This is a genomic window from Paenibacillus sp. 32O-W (genome assembly GCF_007679495.1).
GTDB lineage: Bacteria > Bacillota > Bacilli > Paenibacillales > NBRC-103111 > Paenibacillus_L > Paenibacillus_L residui.
On the sequence record NZ_VEGP01000070.1, the window covers coordinates 1 to 24,165 of the forward strand.

Consider the following 24,165-nt stretch of genomic DNA (forward strand, 5'->3'; position numbering starts at 1 on the left):
CAAGTCCAGCAATGGATGAGCACCTTACCCAGTTATATCAAGGGTTTGTTTGCCAATCTAAGCTGCGAAAGTTGAGTAAATAATAATTTATAAGTTTCGGGGCTCCCCGCAAAGTATTGTATAAAGCTTTATCGAAGTAAAGCAAGAAGATCGACCGCGTTTATAGGAAGGTTTAGACGCCGACTCCGCTGGAGTGCGGACGGAATATGCTTCGAAGGCTATGTGTCACTTTGTGGGGTTATTCTAGCCCTTTGTTTAGAAGCTTGATTAGAAGGTGGGGTGACTGCAGTGAGAATAGATCCAAAAGAATTTCACGTACATAATTTACGTTATATTATAAGGTCCACCGCAGAAGACGATGCGAAAAACTTGTCTGAAGTAAGGCTGCAGATAGATGGCGAAACCGAGTTTTTGGACCGGGAACAAGGCGAAGCATTCATCGATGAATCCGGGTTTAAGAAAATCATTAAAGAGGATACGGAAAGCATCAACAGCCTGTTGTTAGTGGTTGAAGTTAATGGACGAATTGCGGGTTTTTCAAGATGTGCAGGGAACGCATTGAAAAGAACTTCGCATAAATTCGGAGTTTGTATTTTGCAGCAATATTGGGGATTTGGAATAGGAAAAAACTTGCTGGAAGCATCTGTTCACTGGGCGGATTCCAATGGAATCAAGAAAATTGCTTTGAATGTGCTTGAAACGAACGATAAAGCGATAAGGCTGTATAAAAAATATGGCTTTGAAGTGGAAGGTGTATTAAAAAAGGACAAGATTCTATCTGACGGAAACTACTACAACACTATATTAATGGGAAGGTTTAACGACTGAGCATCGAAAAAACCGTTTCCAACGTCATCAAAAACCGTATTGCCTCCCATTAGCAGCCCGGATTGTTATACTATGGCTCTAATTAGTTCATTGCTCAATAATGGGGGGGAGGAACGGGATGAAAGAGCCAAGGCAAGGTAACGGAGAGCAGCCGGGACGTTCTGATGGGGAAGCGGTTCAGCACGAGATGCAGGATCACGTATTGGATCCGGTAACGATATCCACCCGGAATCAGCCAATGACTCGGTGAATAGCTATTGAAGTTGTGCAGCTAGAATACGACATCAACCATAAGGTTATGGTTTCGTTGGAACCTGGGAACTACCTTGAAAATCCGTCTATTTTCATTTTCTGCTGGTGTCGTGCAAACGGAATGGCGCGTCTAACTGGATTTTATGCAGGTAAATTGAAGCGAATGGCGCAAAGTAACTAGACTAGATGGAAAAACTCCATTTAGAATGGAGGATTTTTGCGGATATCCCCCTTTTTGTGGAAAATAGATGGACTTTTTCCATTTAGTTTTCGTTTTTCATCTAGAAGGAGCAAACTAACTGGATGAAATCCAGTTAGCTATCCGACACCCAACGGGGAACCCCAGTCGGATTAAGCACCTATGCACCCAACGGGGAAGCCAGTCGCACCTATGCACCTAAATGGGGAAGTGCCCCCGGTCAGTTTATTCTAAGCGCCTACGCACCTGAAGTAGCAGCACCAATCGGACTATTTGCTATGTGAAAAAGCCGGCTCATTCAACTGGGCGGTTATCAGCAAGAACGGCAACTTATTTGAAATGGAGGCTGCAGGATGAAGCAGGAACTTACCCTATCTTATCTTCAACAGTATATTAAGCAATTCGATTACCGCCCGGATAAGAAGACCGACTATTTTCTTAAGCTGACAGAGGAAGTTGGCGAATTAGCCGAAATGATAAGAAAAGATTCGCGCTGCTCTGCAACTGGAAATATTAAAGGAACTATAGAAGGGGAATTAAACGATGTATTGTACTATGTTATAGCTCTGGCGAATGTTTACGAGATTGATCTGGAGAAGAGCTTCCTGCTGAAGGACGAATGGAACAAAAAGAAATGGAACAGATAAAAGTTTAGCTAGAAGTATTGACCTTTACGTTACGTAAAGGTGTAGAGTGGATATTGTCAGGAGGTGAGCCAATGGAATACACAGTACAGAAGCTTGGCAGATTGGCGGGCGTCAGCTCACGGACACTGCGTTATTACGATGAGATCGGCATTCTGAAGCCGGCCCGGATCAACTCCTCGGGGTACCGCATTTACGGGAAGAAGGAAGTGGACAGACTGCAGCAAATTTTGTTCTACCGGGAATTGGGCGTCGATCTGAATTGCATTAAAGAAATTGTTACATCTCCGACTTTTGACGCAGGGAGTGCTCTTCGGGAGCATCATCAGAAGCTTCTGGAGAAGAGAAAACAGTTAGATATGCTGATTGCCAACGTAGAGAAAACGATGGCTTGGCAGGAAGGGAGAATCGAAATGAAAGATCAGGAAAAATTCGAAGGCTTCAAGCGGCAGCTGGTTGAAGAGAACGAGAAGAAATATGGCAAGGAGGTGCGCGAGAAATACGGTGATGAGACGGTGGACAGGTCCAACCGGAAGATGATGAATATGTCGCAGGAAGAATATGACGAGACCATGCGTCTTGCGGAGGAAATTACCGATGTTCTGGCCGAAGCCGTTCGAACTGGAGATCCTGCCGGAGAATTGGCGCAGAAGGCTGCCGCATTGCATAAACAATGGCTAATGTTTTATTGGGATGACTACAGCCCGGAGGCTCATGCCGGCCTGGCTCAAATGTATGTGGATGACGAACGGTTCACCGCTTATTATGATAAAAAGCAGCCGGGAGCCGCCAAATTTCTGCGAGATGCCATTCATATATACACAGGGATCCAAAAGTGACTGTGGTTCGAATCTTCACGGAAGATTCTGAGTGAACAGCCAAAGGGACAGCGAAACAGTCCAATACGGGAGTGCTCACCTGGGGATCTGTTCTTGACATTAACGTTACGTAAATCTTTATACTCGAGTTTGTCAGACGATTCCTAATAGTTAAACAAAGAAAGGTGAGCACATATGGCTAAAGAAGTAATACGGATAGTAAAACTGGCGCTGGAGGCAGGGAAAGCGAACCCCGCCAGAGTGGGAAAGGATCTCGCCCCGACCGGCATCCATTTGATGCAGTTTTGCACACAGTATAATGAATTGACCAAAGGCAAGCCGGGCCAGGTCATTCCTGCAGAGATCAAGGTGTACGAGGACCGGTCGTTCGATATTACGTTAAAAACACCGCCGGCCTCTTTCCTCCTCAAGCAGTTCGCCGGAATAGAGAAGGGATCGGCCACCCCGGGCCGTACCATCGCCGGGTCCATTACCCGGGATGAATTGCGGCAAATTGCAGAGATCAAGCTGCCTGACCTGAATACGACTAACTTGGAAAGCGCCATGCGAATCATTGCCGGCACAGCCAGGAATATGGGGATCCGTATTGAGGATTAGAAAGATATTCTATTTCCGGAAGTTAAGGCAGAAGGCGCACATATTCCAACTATTAAAGGCTTCAGCAAAAGTAAATTTGCCGGAGCCTTTTTTGATTCCCCTAATGCCGATAATAGAGCGCTCCATCATATATATTTCGTTGATAATCAATAAAAAAATAACTAATGTTAAATAGTACCTTGTTATATTAAGTAAAATAACTTACAATAACAATGTACTTAATAATGTTAAGTAATCGATTGGATGTGTATGATGTTGAATAAAGAATTGCTGAAAGGAAATATCGATCTTCTCATCCTTTCTGTAGTCAAGGAGAAAGAGAGTTACGGCTATGAAATCTCTAAAACGATTAAGGAAAAAACGGAGGGTGATTTTGAAATTCAAGAAGCAACATTATATTTATCGCTAAAAAGGTTGGAAAAGCAGGGCGCCATATCCTCTTCCTGGGGAAATGAAAGTCATGGCGGAAGGCGCAAATACTACGCGATTACAGATGAAGGGATTCGACTACTGGATAATATTATAGAAGATTGGAAGAAGGTCTCTGAAATAGTTAAACGATTTTTATAAGGGGGGGCAATCAATGAGTCCACAGATTCGGAAACTTTTCAGTCTCTGTGATGTTAAATATGGGTGGGTATTGCTCGGTTCATCCGCACTATTTGGAATATCCAATTATTTTGACCAAACCTATATAAACGATCCGATATGGGTACATATTAGTTATTGGTTTTCGTTTGCGATTGCGGTTCTTTGGGGCGTGCTGAACTATATCAGCCACGTTCGCTTGAACAGTATGTACAAGAAACAAAATGACATACAGAAGTACGTAAATCAATTGGCCATGAGCGAAGAGGATAAACTGGAGCTGCAAACATATTTAGAAGATTATGTCCAGGATTTGATTCAACAAGGTAAAACCGAAGATGAGGCTGCGAGGGAAGCTATTAATCAGTTCAAGGTCAAAGAATTTTTATCATTATCTAAAAATACAATGTTCTTCAATTTGAGTGCCCATTATTATTTAATCGGTTGGACAACGATAACCGTGATTTCTATTATTTTGGCCTGGTTATTGGAGACGGCATTATTTCCGGATTCGTTAGTGATCGAAGCTGTGGAAAATGTATTAGCCGCTTATAGTATTGGGCTGCTTGGAATGTTTTTCTTATATAAATTGATCGATGCCGCTATTTATCAAAAGTTTAAAGAGGTATTTGAATAAAACTATTTGTGACCAGTGGAAGGAGCAGGTAAATGGAGAATTGGATAACAAATATAATGGAGCAATTCGGATATATAGGGATTTTCATGTTGATAATGTTGGAGAATCTGTTCCCTCCGATTCCTTCCGAAGTTATTTTAACGTTCGGAGGTTTTATGACAACTTATACAAATTTAAGTGTATTCGGTTTAGTCGTAGCTTCCAGCGTCGGATCGGTGGCTGGGGCCATCATTCTCTACGGTATTGGGTTACTTTTAGATGTTAGAAGACTGGAAAAAATTGTTGAGAAATGGGGATCTATTCTTAGACTGACGAAGAAGGATATTCATAAAGCGAATGATTGGTTTTCAAAATATGGAGCTTGGACGGTATTTTTCTGCCGTTTCATCCCTTTAATCCGAAGCCTGATCTCTATTCCAGCCGGAATGGCACATATGAATTTCGGAATTTTTGTACTATTAACAACTCTGGGAACGGTTATTTGGAATGTTGTCCTAATTAATATTGGCGCCGCAGTCGGGGGGTCATGGGGAACCATTGTAGGTTTTATGGATATGTACTCAAATGCAGTATACATAGTGCTGGCATTGCTGCTTATCGTGTTCGCCGTTTTGTTTATCAGAAAAAGAGTGAAATAGCGTCCAGTGTACGCTCTCCCTATGCTTCAAAGAGATGTGCATCGTAAAAAATCCAAGAAAAGGAGGCTAAATGGCTAAAATCAAATGCACTTTGGTATGTCTTCGGCCCATTTAGACTAAAATCATTCAAAGACCTGCACTTTCGCCTGTCTTTGTCGTTTGTTCATCACTCTACGATTCGCAAAGTTCAGATTAACTTAGATAGAGAAAAATTCAATCTGTTGGAGCTGCTAAAGGAACAGAAGATATGGTGAGAATAAAATGGAAAATCCCGGGGAAATAAACTATTGATTTCTAGTTGGTGAAAATGATTAACTGTATTTCATGCAGTTAAATTCAAGCGATTGGTGGAAAGCGATTAAAGTAAATGGAAAAACTACATTTAGATTAAAGACATTTTGCCGAAATGGCCTTTTTTGCACAAACTAGCTGTAGTTTTTACATTTAGTTTCCGTCTTTTTGCTCCATGGGAGCAAACTAGCTGTATGAAATCCAGTTAAGCGTCCAAGGCGGAAAAGCGCCCTTGGTGAGGGGTATTTTATTGGTATAATGTTTTCGAGTGGCATGAGGGGAAGGGTGTGCTGCGTATGTTAATGAAGAAATCGATGCAAGTCCTGTAGGGGACGAAGCCAAAGTCAGTGACTTCAGACAAACACCTACTGGTGGAAGGTGGGGGAAGACCCTGTCTTACAGTGGCTGAGACAATTTATATAAAATCAGTCGTGGTCCGGATTTGCAGATGAAACAGGCTGCAATGAAGCGGGAACGAGAAGTAATCGCGGGTCCTAAAGATTTGCGGTGAATCGGTCACTCGTCTGGCAGAAGCCTGAGGCTCATCCTGGATGAGAAGAATCGAACGGAACCCTGATTCCAAACAGATCTATATGTTTTAAGATCTGGGAGGAGAAGGGCTTGAATCGAGATGCACAAAATCAATCCTTTGTATGTAATCATTGCGGGAAACATGTATATGCATTGACTAACGGTAGCTATAGGAATCACTGTCCATACTGCCTCTATTCCATGCATGTAGATATTCTACCGGGAGACCGAATGCAAACCTGTCGCGGGTTGATGAGGCCCGTCGGTGTTATTTTCCATTCAAAAAAAGGATTGCAGCTTCTGCATGAATGTGTGAAGTGCGGAGATAAAAAAGCAAATGTTGTTGCTCAGAACACGGTACAAGAAGACAATTATGAGTTAATCCTTCAATTGATGAAACATCATAATCTATGAAATAACTACCATACTCCTCATGCCACGAATAGATAAAACTTCCACTAGGGATTAGTTACTCAGATTGCTGAGACGTTCCAGCCGCCCGTCTCGTATAATGCATACCGTAGAGATTATGTTTACAAATAAATCTTGTAAAGTAGGGATTGTTATGAAGCTGCCCGCCGATTTAGACGGCATCATTCAGTTGTTCAGGAGAGAGATGGCGGATTCCTTGGTAGGCCTGTATCTGCACGGTTCTATGGCCATGGGATGTTATCATCCGGCTCATAGCGATATAGATTTACTGGTGGTCATTAAGAACAAGCAGCCCAGGGAGACTTATCGGAGAATAGCACAACAGCTTATGGCGGAAGAGGAGCGGCTAGGGGTCAAGGGTATTGAGCTAAGTATTGTACTGGAGTCTGTAGTCCGGTGCATGGTTTACCCGACTCCGTTTGAATTTCATTACTCGCCATCCCACAAGGAGAGATATGACTCCGAGGATAACTATGTTTGCGGCGATGCGGTTGACCCCGATTTGGCTGCTCATTTCGGCGTGACCTGTCAGCGAGGAATTTCCCTGTACGGGAAACCAGTCCGCGAAGTATTCAAGCCTGTGGACAGGACATGCTTTCTTCAATCGATAAAATTTGATGTGGATCAGGCTTTAGAGGAAATTGTCAATCATCCGGTGTATTATGTTTTGAACTTGTGCAGGGCTCTTCTGTTTCTGGAAAATGGCTCGATCGCCTCGAAGAGAGAAGGCGGTGAATGGGCGATGAAAGCTCTGCCTCTCGTATATGCTGCTGTAGTCGACCCATGCCTGGCCCATTACAACGGGAACCTGAATAAGTTGGAGCTTAGCCAACCGCAGCTGGTCGATTTCGCAAAATATATGCTGGAGAGGATCGAAAGGCAACAGCTTTCGCAGGAAAGTTAGCCGTTACAGGCTCGAAGTTCCTGCATCCAAGACCCAAGACCATCAAAAATGCATATCTTTGTCCGGGATTCCGGCAAAACTCGGAAAAGACGAGCAAAAATGCATGTCTATCTCCGAAAAATTCCGGAAATCGGCCAAATGGCCGAATTTACCTGCACTTTTGTCTGTCTTTTGCTGATTTTGGTTAAAATCCTTAAAAAGACCTGCATTTTTGCATTAGATCAAGATAAAAGAAGCCGCCGGTCTTTGCAGGGGGATTTAGCGATTTCGAGATTATAAATCAAGACGATGTCGAACCTCAAGGTGATTTTCCTAGGAGTCTTTCGAATGGGAGAACGTTCTCAAGACGGGTTCGTTAACTCTATATCCAGCAACTCCCGGATCGAATAGATAACGATTTTCGGCAGATAGTTTTCTTCAGGAACCAACTCTCCATACTTTTTTTGCTGAAAAACGGTCTTTAAATAATCTTTCTGTTCAACCCTTCTATCGGGCGAGATCCGTCTTACGGCCTCCGGCATCTGATGATCGATCAAAATCGATAGGGCCCCCAACTGGTTGGCAAAGTACACATCATGATCCAACCGATCCCCTACATGAGCGATGATTTCCCCTTCCTCCAGCAGCCGATCCGCCATTTTAATTTCCGGCTTGCAGTACCCGGTATTACAAGGGGTTATAATTTTATCAATATACGTTACTAATTGAATCGTTTCCATGACAGGAACTTGGTATTTATAAAAGCCGTTCGTCACGACGCCGAGTAAATATCCTCTACTTTTTAATTCTTCCAAGACGGTTAAAGCATCGTTTTCCAACAAGTAGACTTTAGGATCAACTGCATGTTTTTGAACTATTTCAGCAATATCGATGGTAATCGGTATATTTTTCTCAACTAAAATTTGTTTCAAAATATCATCCCAGTCATAAGCGGCCGCATCTTGCGCTTGCTCCAGCCGTTTTCTATGTTCTTTTTTTATTTCTGGGAGAATTCCATCCTTTAATTCCAGATGGGGGGCTACAAGACGATCAATCTCCGGAAAAACCCATTTTGAGAAGGGATTTTGCATGAGGGTTTCGTCGAGATCGAATGTAATATACTGATGCATCTATTACTCACCTCATCGATATAGATTTTAGTCCTGTACACAAACGATACAAGGTTTATATTTATTTCCAATACGTTCTAAATCAACTTTCCACCCCGAAAATTACTCTGAATAGTTCATTCACCATAGGGAGCCTAAATTCCTTTTAATAGACAATACAATTGATTATTCGACATTCAATGACATACGGAAAGCAGGCGAAAACCGCTAAGGAATCATTAAGTAAGCGCTTGCGGTAGAGTTGAAGTAATGGTATACTTTGGAAAAATTATAGTTCATCATAACAGATTACGGTAAGAAAGAAAAGAAAGGAATAGCTGCCAATTCGTTTTAAAGTGGTCTTAATTAAGTGGAAATTAGGGGGGATAGCATTAATTGAAATAGAAATATATGTACTTCTGATGTGACATCTTTATCTAGCTGTTATTCTAGCGATCCTTCCGTTGTTCAAACGTTATTTTTGTGTTTTCTATCTGTTTTCAGATGACCCGCTATGCTGCAACCCCAATAGAATGTTTACTACATCAGACCTCCAAGCTAAGCCATCTACGTTTATACTTGCTCTTGATCCATTGATTCTACACAACTTTCAGCTAAAATTTACAGTCCTAATTGCTTCTATTCGAAGCGGGGTTCTTCAAAAATAGTGGAAAATAATTAATAAAAATACAAAAGCTGGCGAAATCTTTTGATTCCATGATTCTTTCCGGCTTATTCCATTTATGAATTTCATATGACCAAACAAGGAGGTACTCTAGTGAGAAAAATTGCTTATTTATCTCTTACCTTTACGTTTTTTGTCATTATGATTATGGGTTGCTCTAAAGATTCCGGTGCAAGAGAACCTGGTGGCAAGCAGGTCGATGACGGTTCCAAAAGATTGAAGATCTCGATGATCGTACCTGTGCAGCAGGGAGGGGGTTGGGAGGACAAGAATCACCCGACCATTAAGTATGTTGAAGACAAATTTAATATTGACTTGGATATCCGCTGGGTACCAGGGGGCAATGATTATAAAAATACGTTGAACAGTCTGGCCGCCTCCAAAGATTTACCGGACATGTATTATGTAGATGAGCCCGTTAATTTTAGAAAATGGCAGAAGAGCGGAGCTTTTGTTGATTTGAAGCCGTATTTGGAAGAATTCCCCGCATTAGCAAGCGAATTCCCGCAGGATGCAATGGAAGTGTTTAATGAACCGGGGAAAATATACGGATTCCCGAAATATACGATGAAATATAGCAACGCTCTATGGGTTCGCAAAGATTGGCTGGACAAATTGGGTATTCCCATTCCAAGCCCCGAGGAATTTACGATAGATAAGTTCTATGAAATCTCAAAAGCTTTTGTCGAACAAGATCCGGGCGGAAATGGAAAAGGCGGTACCGTTGGTTTCACCAATGAATTTGGAACATCGACCGGTTTGGGCAAGAGCCGGAATGCCTTTCTGCAAGCGGCTTATGGGATTGCCTATGAATGGAAAGAGCAGGACGGCAGATTAGTAAAAATGGAGGAGCAAAACGAAGAATGGAAGGGCCTCTTAACCTTTTTAAGTAAAGCTTATCAAGAAAATGTATTCGATCATAATTTCGCTACGAATGTTGGAAGCGATATTGTGGCCTTGGTGGAAGGAAATAAAATCGGTTGGGAGATCGCAGGGCCCAGCACAATTAAAAAGAGAGAAGAAGCCTTGAAGAAAATTGTCCCCGAGGCGGAATTCGTTATGATTCCTTATCCACCCAAAGGGCCTAAAGGCGAATCGGGCTTGTTGGTAACGGTACAAGGGCGAGGAAAGCTCGTTTTGAATGCCAAAATGGAAGAGGAAAAAATTTATCGGATTTTAGAATGGCTCGATTGGTGGATTACGGAAGAAGGGACTACCGTGATGAAAGATGGTCCCGAAGGAGAGATTTGGGAGAAAAATGCGGATGGCAAAATTGTCCTGACGGAAAAAGGAAAGCAGTATGAGGAACAAATCAGTCTGTTGAATAACTGGCTATTCCGCGCTGCCGATGACAATTTTAATATTCATGGCTGGACTCCGGAAGAAGAACAATACGATGCCGAATTCCAGAAGGCGGTCGATCAATATCCTTCTGAATGGAGAGATGCGGGAGATCCTTACACGATTGACTCTCCCACATTCCAAGATCGTTCCAAAGATCTTGCGGCAAAGTTCAATGAAGGGATTGCCAATATCATCGCCGGAAGAAAGCCTGTTGACTATATAGATGAGGTGATTGCTCGTTGGAAGGCAGACGGCGGAGATAAAATAATCCAAGAAGTGAACGACTCTTATCAGAAGCAAAAAGCAGCAAAATAAGGGGAAGGGCATCTCGCCCTTCCTTGTTATAAATGAAGCGAGGGAGTAATGCGGCGAATGAACATGAGGACAACGAATAAATCAACATTAACTGCAGGAACCCCACAAGCATCGATACGTCCCCTAAAGACCAGGTTCAACCTTAAACGTACTTGGCCTATTTATATGATGATCTTGCCGGGCTTTTTATTTTTTATCATTTTTAAATACATTCCAATGGCCGGGATTATGATAGCCTTTCAAAATTATGATCCCTTTCTGGGCTTTTGGGGCAGCAAGTGGGTAGGATTCGAAAACTTTGAGAGACTTTTTACGACCAGGGATTTCTGGCCTTTAATGGCGAACACGATGATCCTGAGCGCTCTCGATATTGTATTTTTCTTCCCGATGCCGATTATTTTAGCCGTTTTATTAAATGAGGTAAGAATAAAGTGGTTTAAAGTGATGACACAGACGATCTTTTATGCACCGCATTTTCTATCTTGGGTCGTCATTGTGGCCATAACCGTTGTATTATTTGCAACGCGGGACGGAGGAATCAATATCCTTCTGAGAGACTTAGGGTTCAGTACCATTGAGCCTTTAACAACACCAGGCGGTTTCCGAATGACTTGGATATTACATAATATTTGGCAAGGAACCGGTTGGGGAGCGATTATTTTTTTGGCGGCAATCGCCGGGGTAGATCCCAATTTATATGAGGCGGCTTCCATCGATGGAGCCGGGCGGCTGCGGCAAATTTGGCATATTACTTTACCGGCCATACGCGGCGTGATCATTATTTTGTTTATTTTACGATTAGGTTCATTCATGGATATCGGGTTTGAACATGTTTTATTATTGCAGAACCCGTTAAATATGCAGACTTCCGACATATTCGATACGTTTATTTATCGGACCGGTATATTAATGGGGAATTTCAGTTTTACTACAGCAGTAGGAATGTTTAAAGGAATTATTGGTCTTATCCTGGTTGTCGGAGCCAATAAAGCGGTTAAAAAACTCGGGGAGGAGGGAATTTTTTAATGGCAGGGCATAACCCTCAAGGACGAAATGTATTCCTGGATATAGTTGTTTATAGCTTGCTCATCATTGGGTTGATCATCATTATTCTCCCGATCCTCTACGTTGTGATGACCTCATTTGCAACGGAAAAGGAATATTTAACCCGCGGTTTTTTTATCTTTCCGCGTGAATTTACTTTGGAAGGCTACCAGTATTTATTGAAGAATAATTCTTTCTTGAGAGCGTTTAAGAATGCGGTTGAAATTACAGTCATAGGTACCTTCATTAATATATCAATTACAACTTTAATGGCTTACGGTTTATCCAAAAAATTTATTAAAGGGCGTTCGTTTCTAAATTTCATCGTTGTCTTCACAATGATCTTCTCAGGCGGGATGATTCCAACTTATTTAGTTGTGGATAGTTTGGGACTTTTGAACACCTATGGGGCACTCTGGTTATCCACGGCGATCGCACCGTTTAATTTGATCGTGATGCGCGGCTTCTTCCTTAGACTTCCTGATGAACTATTTGATTCCGCGCGGATTGACGGGGCTGGGGAATGGCGCATTCTTTTCTCCATTGTGCTTCCTCTTTCCAAGGCGGCGATTGCAACGTTCACTTTATTTTACATGGTCTCCAATTGGAACACGTATTTCCATGCCATTCTTTATTTGCACGATAATAATAAATGGCCTTTGCAAGTTTTCTTGAAATTGATGCTTGTTGAGGGGGATGCTGATTTTGCACAGCAGGAAATGCAAGGCGTCAACTTCACTCACTCGGCAAGAATGGCGGCCATTCTAATAACAGCCGTTCCGCTGTTATGCGTCTACCCCTTTCTCCAAAAGCATTTTAACAAGGGGATGCTGCTTGGCTCTATGAAAGGTTAAAATTTAGGGTCGTTAAGTGTCAATAAGCCCTCACCCTTCAATAGATGCGAGCCAAGTTATGCTTGTATTAATACCCGGCAAATCTAATTCGTATCGATGCTATCAAAGATTCCCGAATATGTAAGGTAGGAAGGACCGCATTAGATCCCATGAGACAATTTAGCTAAATGGGGGCTGTGAATGATTACGTTTGGATGAGAGGGAAAGGTTGAATATGGCTATTTCTAAAGAGAAGGCCTATCAAATCGTACATGACTTTGCCCAAAATGCAGTTAAGCTGGTAAATGACCGGATTCAAGCAATATTTCTTGTCGGTTCCTTGGCAGAGGAAGAATATGTTCCGGGCAGGAGCGATATCGATACGATACTGATTGTCAGCAATTTCATAAGTAAAGATGAACGATTGAAAATAAAAGAATTAGCAGCGAAGTATCATGCCGATTTTAACATTCCCAAAGGATTTGGGTGTGTAATGATTACTGAAGACGAAATAACAGGCTGCGGCACTCCGGACAAGGAACTGTTTCCCGAAATGATTCGCCTCAAAAATCAAGGTAAACTGATTTGGGGGAATTTCAATACAGAGGAAATCCGACAACCGACAAGAGAAGATTTTCTTAAGTATGTAAAAGAGTTTTATAGTTGGTTAAGGGAGAACTATATTGATCAGCAGCCGGATGACATGACGTTTGACGCTAAAGTTAATACGGTTTTATATGAAATTAGACTATATGTTTGGGCTAAAACCGATGAATATATTTTTTCCAAGAGAAAGGCTCTGTATCGGTTTATGACTCTCGCCAGCTTCGAGCGAAACGAAGATTTAGAGAAGGTAATGGACTATTTAAAGTCAGGACAGTATGCCTGCCATTTGGATATGGACAGTTTACTGCGGGATATATCTTTATATGTCAGGAAGGAAGCCGAGTTGTTCTGAGTAAGAGTCTATGTGGACGGGAAGGTTTGGAAGAAAGATTGAGGAAAGTTCATACCCGAAATAGATAGCTCACTACTGTTATTTTCATGATGCTTCATAGTTTCTCCGGCACTTTGGACCAAGCTTCGGCTTCCGTGCGCTGGATTCGGTTGAGCCACCTCTTTGCCGATACGGATCCAATTCGGACAAGACATCATCAAGCAAGAGAACAGGCTATTCTCCCGGTTCTTCGTGAATCAACTCGTGCCCGGCCGGCTTCAAGGAAAGTGCGGCCATTTCCCGGAAACGGTTGATCCTATGCATCCAAGACCAGCAAAAGTGCACGTCTTTTTGCGGGATTCCGGCAAAAGTCGGAAAAGACGAGCAGAAATGCATGTCTTTCGCTGCAAAATTCCGAAAATCGGCCAAATGGGCAAATTTACCTGCACTTTTGTCTGTCTTTCGCGGGTTTTGGCTAAATTCCTGAAAAAGACATGCATTTTTGCATTAGACTCGCCATTCCGATTGCACAGCACCAGCAGAAAATAAATATAGACGGATTTTCAAGATAGTTATACGAGGATGATGGTCTTTACGGATCGGGGATTCGATATGTATAAAGAGTCATCACCTGATGGTGCCACGCGCGGCATGGATTCTAACTGTATTTTATGTAGGTAGATTAGATGCAGATCACAAATCAAACCGAACTAACTGGAAAACCTACATCTAGAATGGGGAGTTTGTAAGAATAGCGGCCCTTTTTAGCAAACTAACTGTATAAAATCCATTAAGTTTCCATATTTCGCCCAAAAGGAGCAAACTAACTGCATGAATTCCATTTAGACTCGCCATTCCGTTTGCACAGGTGACCGCCAGAGCCAAAACAACGCTATAAGAGTTTTTTATAGGGGATGTAAAATGAATGGACATTGGTGCCCTTATCAAATCATGATATATTTATAGGTATAATTTGATGTCAGAAAGGATCGTAACCATGAAGCTTATCTATACGGGAAAAACCAAAGATGTCTACGCGCTGGAAGATGGGAACTACTTGCTAAGATTTAAGGATGACGTAACAGGGGAGAACGGAGTGTTTGATCCCGGGGCCAACACGGTTGGCTTGACTATGGAAGGAGCCGGCAAAGCGGGACTCCGATTGACCAAATACTTCTTTGAACGGTTACAGGAGAAAGACATCCCTACTCACTACGTAGAGGCTAATATCGAGGAAGCCACCATGACGGTAAAGCCTGCTTCGGTATTCGGCAAGGGATTGGAGGTCATTTGCCGTTACAGGGCGGTTGGCAGCTTCCTTCGCCGCTATGGTCTGTATGCCGAAGAAGGGCAGCCCTTGGACGCCTTCGTCGAGGTTACGATTAAGGATGATGAACGCCAGGACCCGCCGATTTCCGAGGATGCGCTGGATATGCTCGGGATTCTCTCTACAGCGGAATATAAGGTGTTGAAAGAGCTGACCCGGTCCATTGCCGATGTAGTCAAAACCGAACTGGCTGCCAAAGGAATGGAGCTGTATGATATCAAACTGGAGTTTGGCCGGATCGGAGAAGAAGGTCAAATCGTTCTGATTGACGAAATTTCCGGCGGAAATATGAGAGCTTACAAGGACGGCAAGTACGTGGAGCCGTTAGAACTCACCAGATTAATGCTTGAAGGTTAAGCCAGGCCGCAATGGTGTCAAAATGCGAGAGATAAGAGGAGAGTCCGGGAAGGGGCTTTCCTCTTTATTGCTATAAGGGATAAAATCAATGAAGCTTCAGGAAGCGGATCTAAGGAGGCGTACGATGGCAACCATAGGTTTGATAAGACATGGAATAACCGATTGGAACGTTCAAGGCAAAGCACAGGGATTATCCGACATACCTCTGAATGAAGAAGGTAGGAAGCAAGCTGAAAGATTGGCAAATAGATTATGTGATGAAGAATGGGATCTTATCATTTCAAGCCCTCTAAGTCGTGCCAGGGAAACCGCGAGGATTATTGCCTCAGCAACAGGGGTATCATTGACCATAACAGATGATAGAATACGTGAGATAGATTGCGGGTTAATCGAAGGGATGACCGAAGAGGAAAGAATCCATAAATGGGGGGAGAATTGGCGGGAACTAGACCTTGGAATGGAAAAATTCGAGGACGTAGCGGCCAGGGGGACTCACTTTCTGGAGGAAACCTACAAGCGATACTACTCCCAAAAGCTATTAGTTGTATGTCATGCGGCTTTAATAGGCTTAACTCTTAAACGATTAATGCCCCACATTTTCCAAACTACTTATATTGAAAATACTTCGCTGACGCTGCTGACCAAAGAACAGGATGAATGGGTATGTAAGCTTTATAACTGTACGGATCATTTAACTAGTAAATAAAGGCATTAGAACAAGAGCAGTGTTATTGAAAAAAGGTCGCCAAGTCATTAATGGAAGGCGGATGACTTGTTATCCAAGTTGCAACGTGACTCAACTTCCGGTTGAGTTTTGCACAAGATCAAACAAGAGGTTATTGTGCGCTCCCGGCAACCTTAATAAACTGGAAGTGATGAAGGAGCGTGACAAGAATGAAGGATAAGCTTGCCCGAAATATAAGCATATATCGCAAAGAAAAAGGATTGACCCAAGAGGCGCTCGCCCAGAAGCTGGGGTTGACGTATCAGGCGGTCTCCAAGTGGGAGAATGCCCAGACGATGCCGGACCTGTCCCTGCTGCCGGCGCTGTCCCAAGTATTGGAGGTCAGTATCGATAAGCTTCTGGGATATGCTTACCAGGATAAGAAAATTACGATTTACGAAGAGGAATATAAAACCCAGGAATATTATTGGGGGCTGGAGCCGTCCCGAATGTGTTACCGTGTCCTGGAGCTCCTGCCTCCGACCAAACACCTTCGATTGCTGGACATCGGCTGCGGAGAAGGGAAGGATGCCGTGTTCTTCGCCCGCAACGGCTATGACGTCACGGCACTGGATATTTCTGATGCCGGGCTGGATAAGACGAAAAGGCTCGCCGACAAAATAGGAGTGCCCATTAAAGTATTGAAGGCCGATATTTTGGATTTCCGCCTGGACTCCAATTACGACATCCTCTTCTCGAGCGGGGTCCTGCACTACATCAAGCCGGAATACCGTGAGGAGATCTTCGGCAATTATAAACAATTTACGAACACGAACGGCATTCATGTCTTTAATGTGTTTGTCAATAAACCTTTTATCGCTCCCCCTCCCGAAAAAGAGCCCAACGCTTACAAATGGCATTCCGGCGAACTGCTCGGGTATTACCATGACTGGCTCATTCCGGACAGCTCCGAGGTCGTTTTTGATTGCAACTCGTCGGGAATCCCTCATAAGCATGCGATGACAAAAATGATAGCTCAGAAAGTTTCCGAGATTAAAACGCAAAGAGGCTAATGCTGCTTGCCTGCATTGGCCTCTCCTGCCTTTAGTGAGATTGGAATCTCATTCTGTAATCGTTAGGCGACATTCCGCTAAAGTTTTTAAACAGCTTGTTGAAGTAGCTTTTATTATCATAGCCTAATGAATCCGCTATGTTGTCGATGCTGCGCGTAGACTGATCCAGCAGCTCCTGGGCCTTCTCCATCTTGGAGCGAATCACATATTCGATAAAATTCTCGCCGGTTTCCTTCTTGTACAATCGGCTGAAATAGCTTGGGTTAAGGTGCAGATGCTTGGCGACTTCCTCCAAGGTTACTTTACGGTGCAAATTCATGGCGACATAACGCTGCGCTTCCCAAATCTCCATTCTGTTAGGCTGACTGAATAATTGGCTGGTGAAGGCAATGGCTTCTTGCAGAAAATCAATGACAACCGCTCTCAGGGCGCCGATGTTTTCAATGTCGAGGAAAATCCGATGCAGAACATCCTGGGAGTACAGGGTGCGAAAATGCTGCATACTTTTGAATTTGATCTGCAGGCTCAGCAGTATTTTGAGAAACCATTCCTTGACCACCTCCGGGTTATAATGGTTCTGCCTGATCCATTCGAGCCAGTGGTCGACCTCCGCTTCAACGTCCTCTGTTTTTCTTTCCAGCACAATTTTCTGAAATTGCTCAACGGCAGCCGTGTAGTGCAAGTACAGGTCGTCCGCAGCATAAGGGAACGGACGATGCTTGTAAATGGAGCCGTGCTCCTTATAGAAGCGCTGCTCCTTGCTTTTCATCAGGGTGAGAATGTTGTCTTTTAACGGTTTAAAGGAAGCATTCAGGTCTCCCAACACAAAGGACAGATGGATTTTCAAATATTTACTTAACGCAAACTGAATTTGCTTCAGGCTTCGGCGAACGACATCGAAGTCGTTCACCTTCAGAGAGTTGGAGCTGTCGAATAATAATAGAATCTCCTGCATCGACAGACGGAACAGGACGGTCCCTTCATGGGGCTTCAGAATTTCTTCAATAACATTCTCCACGGCAAAAATACAGTTTTCCTCGGATATAAATTTGCCCCGGGCCGTCCGGTATTCGTCTATATAACCGAGAACGGGCATATATGGCCGCAACTGCAGCTGTATGCTGAACTGCCGGGCTTGCTCCAGCCATTCCTCCACGTCCCACACCGGATTGTACAAGGTGGAGCGAATGAATTGCTCCTTCATAATTTGCTTGTGTGAATGAAGGAGAGGTGCCGCCGGAGGCGCCTGAGAAGCTTCCTTGTCGGCCTGCTGCCGGAGCCATTCTTCCAGAAGTCGGACGACGGTTTCCGATTCAATCGTTTCCTTAAGCAAATAATCGTGCACATTAAGCTTAATCGCTTGCTGGGCTAACTTAAAATCGTCGTGGCAGGATAAAATAATGACCATGACGTCCGGGTTGATCTCTTTGGTCAGACGGATCAATTGGATGCCGTCCATCAGAGGCATTCCGATATCGGTGATCAGAAGGTCGGGAGGCTCCTGCTTTACATGCTCGTAGGCCTTCAAGCCATTCTCGAACATGCCGGTAAGCTGTAATTGCAGCCTGTCCCATGGAATCGTTCGCTCCAGAAACTGCAGGACCGGAATATCGTCATCCACCAGCATCACTTTCAGCATAGAACTTACTCCTCCTTAGCCCTCGGAATGTAAAGCGTAATTTGCGTGCCTTGTCCCGGCATACTTTCGATTTCGATATTGAACCGATTCCCATAGATTAATCTCAACCGGTCATACACATTCTTGACACCGATTCCCGAGAAGGATTCATCCTCCTGCCACCCGGGATGGATAGGCTGCTTGAGATTCTCCTTCAACCGGTTTAAGCGCTCTGTATTCATTCCCGCACCGTCGTCTTCAATTCGGATGGCCAGCTCGTCCGCAGCGATTCGAGAGTAAATTCGAATCGTCCCCTTTTGTTGATTAAAGCCGTGAATAATGGCATTCTCGATCAACGGCTGCATGAAAAAGCGGGGAACCTTCTCATCGAGCGTCTCCTCCAGCAGGTTAATCTCCCATTTCAGCGCTCCATGATGCCGGAAATTCATCAGCTTCATATAATTGACGGTCGTGTCCACTTCTTCCTGCAGAGGCACCAATTCATCCTTCTGACTGATGGTCATTCTAAGCAGCTTTGCCAAGGAGCTGATCAACGCGGCGTTCTCCTCATCGCCCTTGAGCCATATTTTCATCCGGATAGAATTAAGGATATTAAATAAAAAATGAGGGTTGATTTGCGCCTGCAGCATCTTAAGCTCCGCTTTCCGTTTAAGGGTTTGCTCCAGAGTGATTTGCTCGATCATGTGCTGAATTCGCCCCAGCATTTGGTCAAAGGAGCGGCCCAGCCTGCCAATCTCGTCCGGCCCCCGAATCCGCGAGCGTACATCGAGATTGCCGGATTCGACCTCGGAGGCGATCTGTCCCAGCCGGACAATCGGCTTCGTAAATTGGCGGACCAAATAAACAAGAATGATTAGAAAGGCGGAGAAGAACATAATTTGCAAAAAAACATTCGTCCGTAAAATTTGATGGATCTGGCCTAAAGCAGTATCATAGGGAGTCATGCTGAGAAGGTACCAATCGGAATAGGTCGTTTTGTTGGCAACGACCAGGTATTGCTCCCCATTCAAATGAATAAATTGACTGCTGCTGCTCTCGCCTTCAGGAAGTGCTTGGCTATGGGCAAAGGGCTGTCCGATTTGCGATTTGTCGGCATGGGATAAGATGATGCCTGAGCCGGTTAACAGCAGCTTCTCGCCTTCCGCCCGATCATTGGAGAACACCCGGCTAATCTGGCTTTCACTAATGCTTATAATAATATAACCGTATAATTCGGATGAGAAGGTTTTGATCGTCCGAACTAAGGTCATGAATTGTTCATTTTGCTTGCGCTCGGATTCGATATAGGCCGGATGGGTTCCAACCCATAAGGTGCTGGAAGCCGGGAAATCCGGGAGCTCGACAAACCAAGGCTCTTCAAAAAGACCGACGGGGTCGAATTCGTAATAAGGATAATTCGTATAGTTGGTGCCGTCTGGCAGCAGGATGGTAATATAGGTCTTTTCGTCGGGAAAAGAAATATTATCCAGCTTGGCTGTAATTTTTTTGCGGCTTTCAAATAACTCTATCTCGTCCGGTTCCAGATTTAATCGATGTTCGTTTCTTCGCTGCATGACAATGGACCGGATTTCGTTATCGAACTGGATGAAGTTGGAGACGTAGATCATTTTATTGATTCGGTTCTCGATATACTGTTCTATAACCTCCAGCGTCTCGGAGGCCGTTCGGACCGCTTCCTCCTTAAGCACCTTCTTGGAAGTGTAATCAGAAAGGATCAATGTAATAATCGTCGGTATGACAAGACATAGAATAGAAGACAGGATGAGCTTTTGGCGCAATGATCTTTTTCGGTACAGGTTCATTAGTCGCATTGACTTCCTAAAGCTCCTTTAGCCGTTTAGTTAACCGCTATCATAATATACATAAGGGAGCAGAATATTTCTACTCCCTTGAAGGACTTGACAGCAAAACTATTTATTTGCGTTAATGATTTTTTGAATTTTGTCTTTAGCGTTAGCTATCGCCTGGTCTATATCCTGCTGTCCCAGCAGAACGAGATCGACTTCATCCTGATAAGCTTTATAGACCTCGGCCTGGAACGGATGGGCCGGCGGCAGGGAAGTCATTTTGGCATGATCCAATACATATAGCAGGGATTCCTTATCTACCATTTCCGGTTTCTTGGTCTGGTTGATGATCGCTTCGAGAAGCTTGCCCGTATCTTCCTTCTTCCAGGAGGTCAAATATTTCTCCATAGAGGAGAGTCCTTCGGTCGAGAGATATCTGGCGAATTTGTAAGCTTCTTCTTTATGCTTTGAAGTCGACGAAACCACTAAATAGTTGGAGGACGACACAGCATAACCGCCTTCATCCTCGGGGTTGTTTTTCGGAATCGGCGCGAAGATCGTTTTATGGTTAGCTTCGTATTGATCTGTTCCTCCCGCTTCACCGATCATCCAGGAGCCGATGACAATCATGCTTGCCTTGCCGTTGAAGTAGAGTGGGCGATAGGACATTTTTTGAGAAATGACATCCACGAGCGGAACGGCGGATTTATCCACCATTTCGGTTTGCCGGCGAATTTCGATCGATTTACGGACACCGGGATCATCCAGGTTGATCGTCAGATCCGGCAAAATAATGTCGTTGTTCTTGGGCTGATGCCATAAGCCTAACGTGTAGTAGTCGGTCCAGGTGTGATGATACGTTCCATAGCGCTTGTCGGCTCCTTCGCCGGCCGTCATCTGCTTGGCATAATCCATGAAATCGTCCCAAGTCCAATCGATCGTCGGCACCGCCAAGTTGGCTTCCTTCAAATGATCCTCGTTCAGCATGACGAACCAGGTGCTGAACGTACCCGGAAGGCCATAATACTTGCCGTTAATGCCTGTATTGGTCTTGTATTCTTCCTCGTAATTGAAGCCTTCCTGTTCAATGAAGGTGTTGAGCGGCTCCAGCATTCCGTTAGCGGCGCGCTGGGCGTAGCTTCTTTCATCGGCGATCAGGAAGACGTCGAGAGTCTCTCCGGAAGCGGAATACAGGTCAATTTTTTTCATGATTTCGTCATTCGTAGGTTCGGTCATCGGTACGTAATCAACCTTGATGCCGGGGTTCAGCTTTTCAAATTGTTCAATTACCGGCTGCATCATTTCTTTGGTAAAGGTAACCTCTTGTGCATGAAACTTGATAGTGACTTGCTGCGGCTTGCCGTCTTCATTAGCACCGGGAGCAGCGTCCTTCTTGGTGCAAGCGCTTAAAATTAAGCTTACAACAAGGAGAAAAACAAGAGACCAGCTTGCTGCTTGTTTTCTACGAATCATTTTTACACCCCTCTTATTTATTTGTACAGACTTCATCCTATCATGTTTCGGAAATGATCAGCATTTCAAAATTTTGACTGGATTCAAAATTTTTTTACCACATAGGAATCTTTAAGTTCTTTACAATGTTAATGTGATGCAGAACAAAGAATCCTATTGGCATAAAAAGCAACCTCTAATACCGGGTTATTCATCTTCGAAGAGGCTCCGTTAGGAGCTTTTTTTACCACATAGGAATCTTTAAGTTCTTTACAGCGTTAATACGATGAAGATATAGATTCCTATTGGCATAAAAAGCCTCCTCTAATACCGGGTTATTCATCTTCGAAGAGGCTCCGTTAGGAGCTTTTTTTACCACATAGGATTCTTTAAGTTCTTTACAATGTTAATGTGATGCAGAACAAAGAATCCTATTGGCATAAAAAGCAACCTCTAATACCGGGTTATCGTTATCCTTTGACGCCGCCTAGCGAGATGCCTTCGATGACTTGCTTCTGCCCGATGATAAAGATTAACAGCAGGGGAACAATGGCGATGACAGAGCCTGCCATCATTAACGAATAGAACTCGCCGTAAGCGTCTGCAAATTTCCGGATGCCGACCTGCAAGGTAAGAAGTTTCTCGGAGCGCAGGAAAATTAACGGGTTCTGATAGTCGTTCCAGGTCCAGATAAAGCGTAAAATTCCGTACGTGGCAATAGCCGGGCGTACCAGCGGCAGCGCGATCGTGAAGAAGATTTTCCAATGTCCGGCACCGTCTATACGGGCTGCTTCCAAATACTCGTTATTCACCCCGAGGAAAAACTGGCGAAGCAAAAATGTTCCCAGCACACTGAAGCTGCCCAGAAGGATGAGTCCGATGTGGGTATCGAATAATCCCAGCTGACGGTAAAGAATAAATTGCGGCACGAGAACAGCCTGGCTCGGAATCATAAAAGTAGACAGCACTACCAGGAAAGCCACGTTCCTGCCCTTGAATTGAATCTTGGCGAAGGCGTAAGCGGCCATGCAAGAAACCAGCACGGAAACTAACGTCGTCAGAACCGTTACTTTAATGGAATTCCAATAAAATAAATAAAGCGGATATTTGCCGAGCCATACTTCTTTGTAGTTTTGGACGATGTTCCACTTGCTCGGAATCCATTCAATCGGATATTTGAACACATCCGTCTCAGGCTTGAACGATGCGGACAGCATCCAGATAAAGGGCAATAAAAACGTAATCCCGATGAGGAACATCAATAAAGTAACGAAAGCTTTCCTCCATTTATTGCTATTCAATTGTCAGTCCCCCCTTAATAGTTCACCCATTTGCGCTGTCCGTACCATTGAATGAGAGTAATAAGAAAGATCGCGAAGAACAGGAACAAGGCCATTGTTGAAGCGTAGCTCATCTTCAGATTGATAAAGGCCGTTTCATATAAATAGTAGACGACGACAGAGGTCGAGCCTGCCGGGCCGCCCTTGGTCAATACCTGGATAATGTCAAATACCTTGAAGGTGCCGATAATTCCGGTGATCAGCAAAAAGAAGGTCGTAGGCGACAGCAAGGGCAGCGTGATCGATTTGAACTTCTGGGAAGCTGTAGCACCGTCGATATCCGCAGCCTCATACAGCTCTTGCGGGATGGACTGCAGGCCGGCAATATAAATGATCATATTGTAGCCGATAGATACCCAAACCATGATCATCATAACGGAAGGAAGGGCAAAATGAATGTCTGCAATCCACTTGGGAGGATCGGCAATCCCTAATGACATTAACATACTGTTGATGGGGCCATAAGAGGGATGGAACAGCACTTGCCACACCATCGCTACAGCAACAATGCTGGAAATATACGGCATGAAATAAACGACTTTAAAAAAGCTTTTGAAATAGACGCTTTTGTTGATAATGACGGCTAAAAATAAGGATATGGCCAAAGTGATAGGAACGACGAGCAGAAAGATCAGGTTGTTCTTGATAGATTTCCAGAATAAATCGTCATTCAGCAAGTTTTTAAAATGAGTAAGCCCTGCAAATTCCACACCTTTAAAGCCCGAAATATGATTCCAGTGAGTGAAGCTTAATATAAAGGAAGCGATAATCGGCATAATTAAAAATATGGTGACTCCTATAAGCATGGGAGCAATAAACAAATATCCGGTTAACGTTTCCCTCCATTTCTGCTTATTTATTGCAATCACGCCTTTCGTCATGTTGTGCAGCATCGTAATC

The 24,165-nt window shown here is 43.9% G+C and carries 23 protein-coding genes; 17 read left to right on the forward strand and 6 right to left on the reverse strand.

Annotation, left to right across the window (positions count from 1 at the left end; translation table 11 throughout):
• The first annotated feature begins 288 nt into the window (after window positions 1-288).
• From FS806_RS21105 to FS806_RS21145, 10 genes are all read left to right on the forward strand, one after another.
• Window positions 289-828 carry a GNAT family N-acetyltransferase gene (locus FS806_RS21105; protein WP_144940583.1) on the forward strand — a complete coding sequence of 180 codons (540 nt, stop codon included), beginning with the start codon at window positions 289-291 and terminating at the stop codon, window positions 826-828.
• Between the two features lie 118 nt (window positions 829-946).
• Window positions 947-1,078, forward strand: coding sequence for a hypothetical protein (locus FS806_RS26870; protein ID WP_260982205.1), 132 nt, complete (start codon window positions 947-949; stop codon window positions 1,076-1,078).
• A 554-nt stretch (window positions 1,079-1,632) separates the two neighbouring features.
• On the forward strand, window positions 1,633-1,926 hold the full coding sequence (locus tag FS806_RS21110; RefSeq protein ID WP_144940585.1) for a MazG nucleotide pyrophosphohydrolase domain-containing protein: 294 nt from the start codon (window positions 1,633-1,635) through the stop codon (window positions 1,924-1,926).
• A gap of 71 nt (window positions 1,927-1,997) precedes the next feature.
• The gene (locus FS806_RS21115) at window positions 1,998-2,762 is read left to right on the forward strand and encodes a MerR family transcriptional regulator (protein ID WP_144940587.1); all 765 of its coding nucleotides are present in this window, start codon (window positions 1,998-2,000) and stop codon (window positions 2,760-2,762) included.
• 174 nt (window positions 2,763-2,936) lie between these two features.
• Window positions 2,937-3,359 (forward strand): 50S ribosomal protein L11, encoded by a 423-nt coding sequence (rplK, locus tag FS806_RS21120; protein WP_144940589.1) that lies wholly within the window; start codon window positions 2,937-2,939, stop codon window positions 3,357-3,359.
• A gap of 249 nt (window positions 3,360-3,608) precedes the next feature.
• Window positions 3,609-3,929 (forward strand): PadR family transcriptional regulator, encoded by a 321-nt coding sequence (locus tag FS806_RS21125; RefSeq protein WP_313960610.1) that lies wholly within the window; start codon window positions 3,609-3,611, stop codon window positions 3,927-3,929.
• A gap of 13 nt (window positions 3,930-3,942) precedes the next feature.
• The gene (locus FS806_RS21130; protein ID WP_144940594.1) at window positions 3,943-4,584 is read left to right on the forward strand and encodes a permease prefix domain 1-containing protein; all 642 of its coding nucleotides are present in this window, start codon (window positions 3,943-3,945) and stop codon (window positions 4,582-4,584) included.
• Window positions 4,585-4,616: 32 nt separating this feature from the next.
• Window positions 4,617-5,222, forward strand: a complete 606-nt coding sequence (locus tag FS806_RS21135; RefSeq protein WP_144940596.1) for a DedA family protein — start codon at window positions 4,617-4,619, stop codon at window positions 5,220-5,222.
• A gap of 912 nt (window positions 5,223-6,134) precedes the next feature.
• Window positions 6,135-6,458, forward strand: a complete 324-nt coding sequence (locus FS806_RS21140) for an RNHCP domain-containing protein (protein WP_144940598.1) — start codon at window positions 6,135-6,137, stop codon at window positions 6,456-6,458.
• A gap of 151 nt (window positions 6,459-6,609) precedes the next feature.
• Complete coding sequence (locus tag FS806_RS21145; protein WP_144940600.1) at window positions 6,610-7,380, forward strand: aminoglycoside adenylyltransferase domain-containing protein; 771 nt, start codon at window positions 6,610-6,612, stop codon at window positions 7,378-7,380.
• 341 nt (window positions 7,381-7,721) lie between these two features.
• Here the strand turns inward: FS806_RS21145 and FS806_RS21150 are convergent, their stop codons facing one another.
• Window positions 7,722-8,489, reverse strand: coding sequence for an HAD family hydrolase (locus FS806_RS21150; protein WP_144940602.1), 768 nt, complete (start codon window positions 8,487-8,489; stop codon window positions 7,722-7,724).
• 757 nt (window positions 8,490-9,246) lie between these two features.
• Here FS806_RS21150 and FS806_RS21155 point away from each other — a divergent pair.
• From FS806_RS21155 to FS806_RS21185, 7 genes are all read left to right on the forward strand, one after another.
• Window positions 9,247-10,812 carry a type 2 periplasmic-binding domain-containing protein gene (locus tag FS806_RS21155; protein WP_144940604.1) on the forward strand — a complete coding sequence of 522 codons (1,566 nt, stop codon included), beginning with the start codon at window positions 9,247-9,249 and terminating at the stop codon, window positions 10,810-10,812.
• A 63-nt stretch (window positions 10,813-10,875) separates the two neighbouring features.
• The gene (locus FS806_RS21160; protein ID WP_144940606.1) at window positions 10,876-11,838 is read left to right on the forward strand and encodes an ABC transporter permease; all 963 of its coding nucleotides are present in this window, start codon (window positions 10,876-10,878) and stop codon (window positions 11,836-11,838) included.
• Window positions 11,838-12,710, forward strand: a complete 873-nt coding sequence (locus tag FS806_RS21165; RefSeq protein WP_144940608.1) for a carbohydrate ABC transporter permease — start codon at window positions 11,838-11,840, stop codon at window positions 12,708-12,710. Before FS806_RS21160 ends, FS806_RS21165 begins: the two co-directional genes overlap by 1 nt.
• A gap of 214 nt (window positions 12,711-12,924) precedes the next feature.
• Entirely contained in the window at window positions 12,925-13,647 is a 723-nt protein-coding gene (locus FS806_RS21170; protein WP_260982208.1) for a nucleotidyltransferase domain-containing protein, read from the forward strand.
• A 976-nt stretch (window positions 13,648-14,623) separates the two neighbouring features.
• On the forward strand, window positions 14,624-15,310 hold the full coding sequence (locus tag FS806_RS21175) for a phosphoribosylaminoimidazolesuccinocarboxamide synthase (RefSeq protein WP_144940611.1): 687 nt from the start codon (window positions 14,624-14,626) through the stop codon (window positions 15,308-15,310).
• Window positions 15,311-15,398: 88 nt separating this feature from the next.
• Window positions 15,399-16,016, forward strand: coding sequence for a histidine phosphatase family protein (locus FS806_RS21180; RefSeq protein WP_260982206.1), 618 nt, complete (start codon window positions 15,399-15,401; stop codon window positions 16,014-16,016).
• 188 nt (window positions 16,017-16,204) lie between these two features.
• Window positions 16,205-17,047, forward strand: coding sequence for a helix-turn-helix domain-containing protein (locus tag FS806_RS21185; RefSeq protein ID WP_144940615.1), 843 nt, complete (start codon window positions 16,205-16,207; stop codon window positions 17,045-17,047).
• 31 nt (window positions 17,048-17,078) lie between these two features.
• Here FS806_RS21185 and FS806_RS21190 read toward each other — a convergent pair whose 3' ends face one another.
• From FS806_RS21190 to FS806_RS21210, 5 genes are all read right to left on the reverse strand, one after another.
• The gene (locus FS806_RS21190; protein ID WP_144940617.1) at window positions 17,079-18,686 is read right to left on the reverse strand and encodes a response regulator transcription factor; all 1,608 of its coding nucleotides are present in this window, start codon (window positions 18,684-18,686) and stop codon (window positions 17,079-17,081) included.
• A 5-nt stretch (window positions 18,687-18,691) separates the two neighbouring features.
• Window positions 18,692-20,488 (reverse strand): cache domain-containing sensor histidine kinase, encoded by a 1,797-nt coding sequence (locus FS806_RS21195; protein WP_222126741.1) that lies wholly within the window; start codon window positions 20,486-20,488, stop codon window positions 18,692-18,694.
• A gap of 108 nt (window positions 20,489-20,596) precedes the next feature.
• Window positions 20,597-21,946, reverse strand: a complete 1,350-nt coding sequence (locus tag FS806_RS21200; protein ID WP_186328471.1) for an ABC transporter substrate-binding protein — start codon at window positions 21,944-21,946, stop codon at window positions 20,597-20,599.
• Window positions 21,947-22,395: 449 nt separating this feature from the next.
• On the reverse strand, window positions 22,396-23,184 hold the full coding sequence (locus tag FS806_RS21205; protein ID WP_144940637.1) for a carbohydrate ABC transporter permease: 789 nt from the start codon (window positions 23,182-23,184) through the stop codon (window positions 22,396-22,398).
• A 56-nt stretch (window positions 23,185-23,240) separates the two neighbouring features.
• The gene (locus FS806_RS21210) at window positions 23,241-24,146 is read right to left on the reverse strand and encodes a carbohydrate ABC transporter permease (protein ID WP_260982207.1); all 906 of its coding nucleotides are present in this window, start codon (window positions 24,144-24,146) and stop codon (window positions 23,241-23,243) included.
• Window positions 24,147-24,165 lie beyond the last annotated feature (19 nt).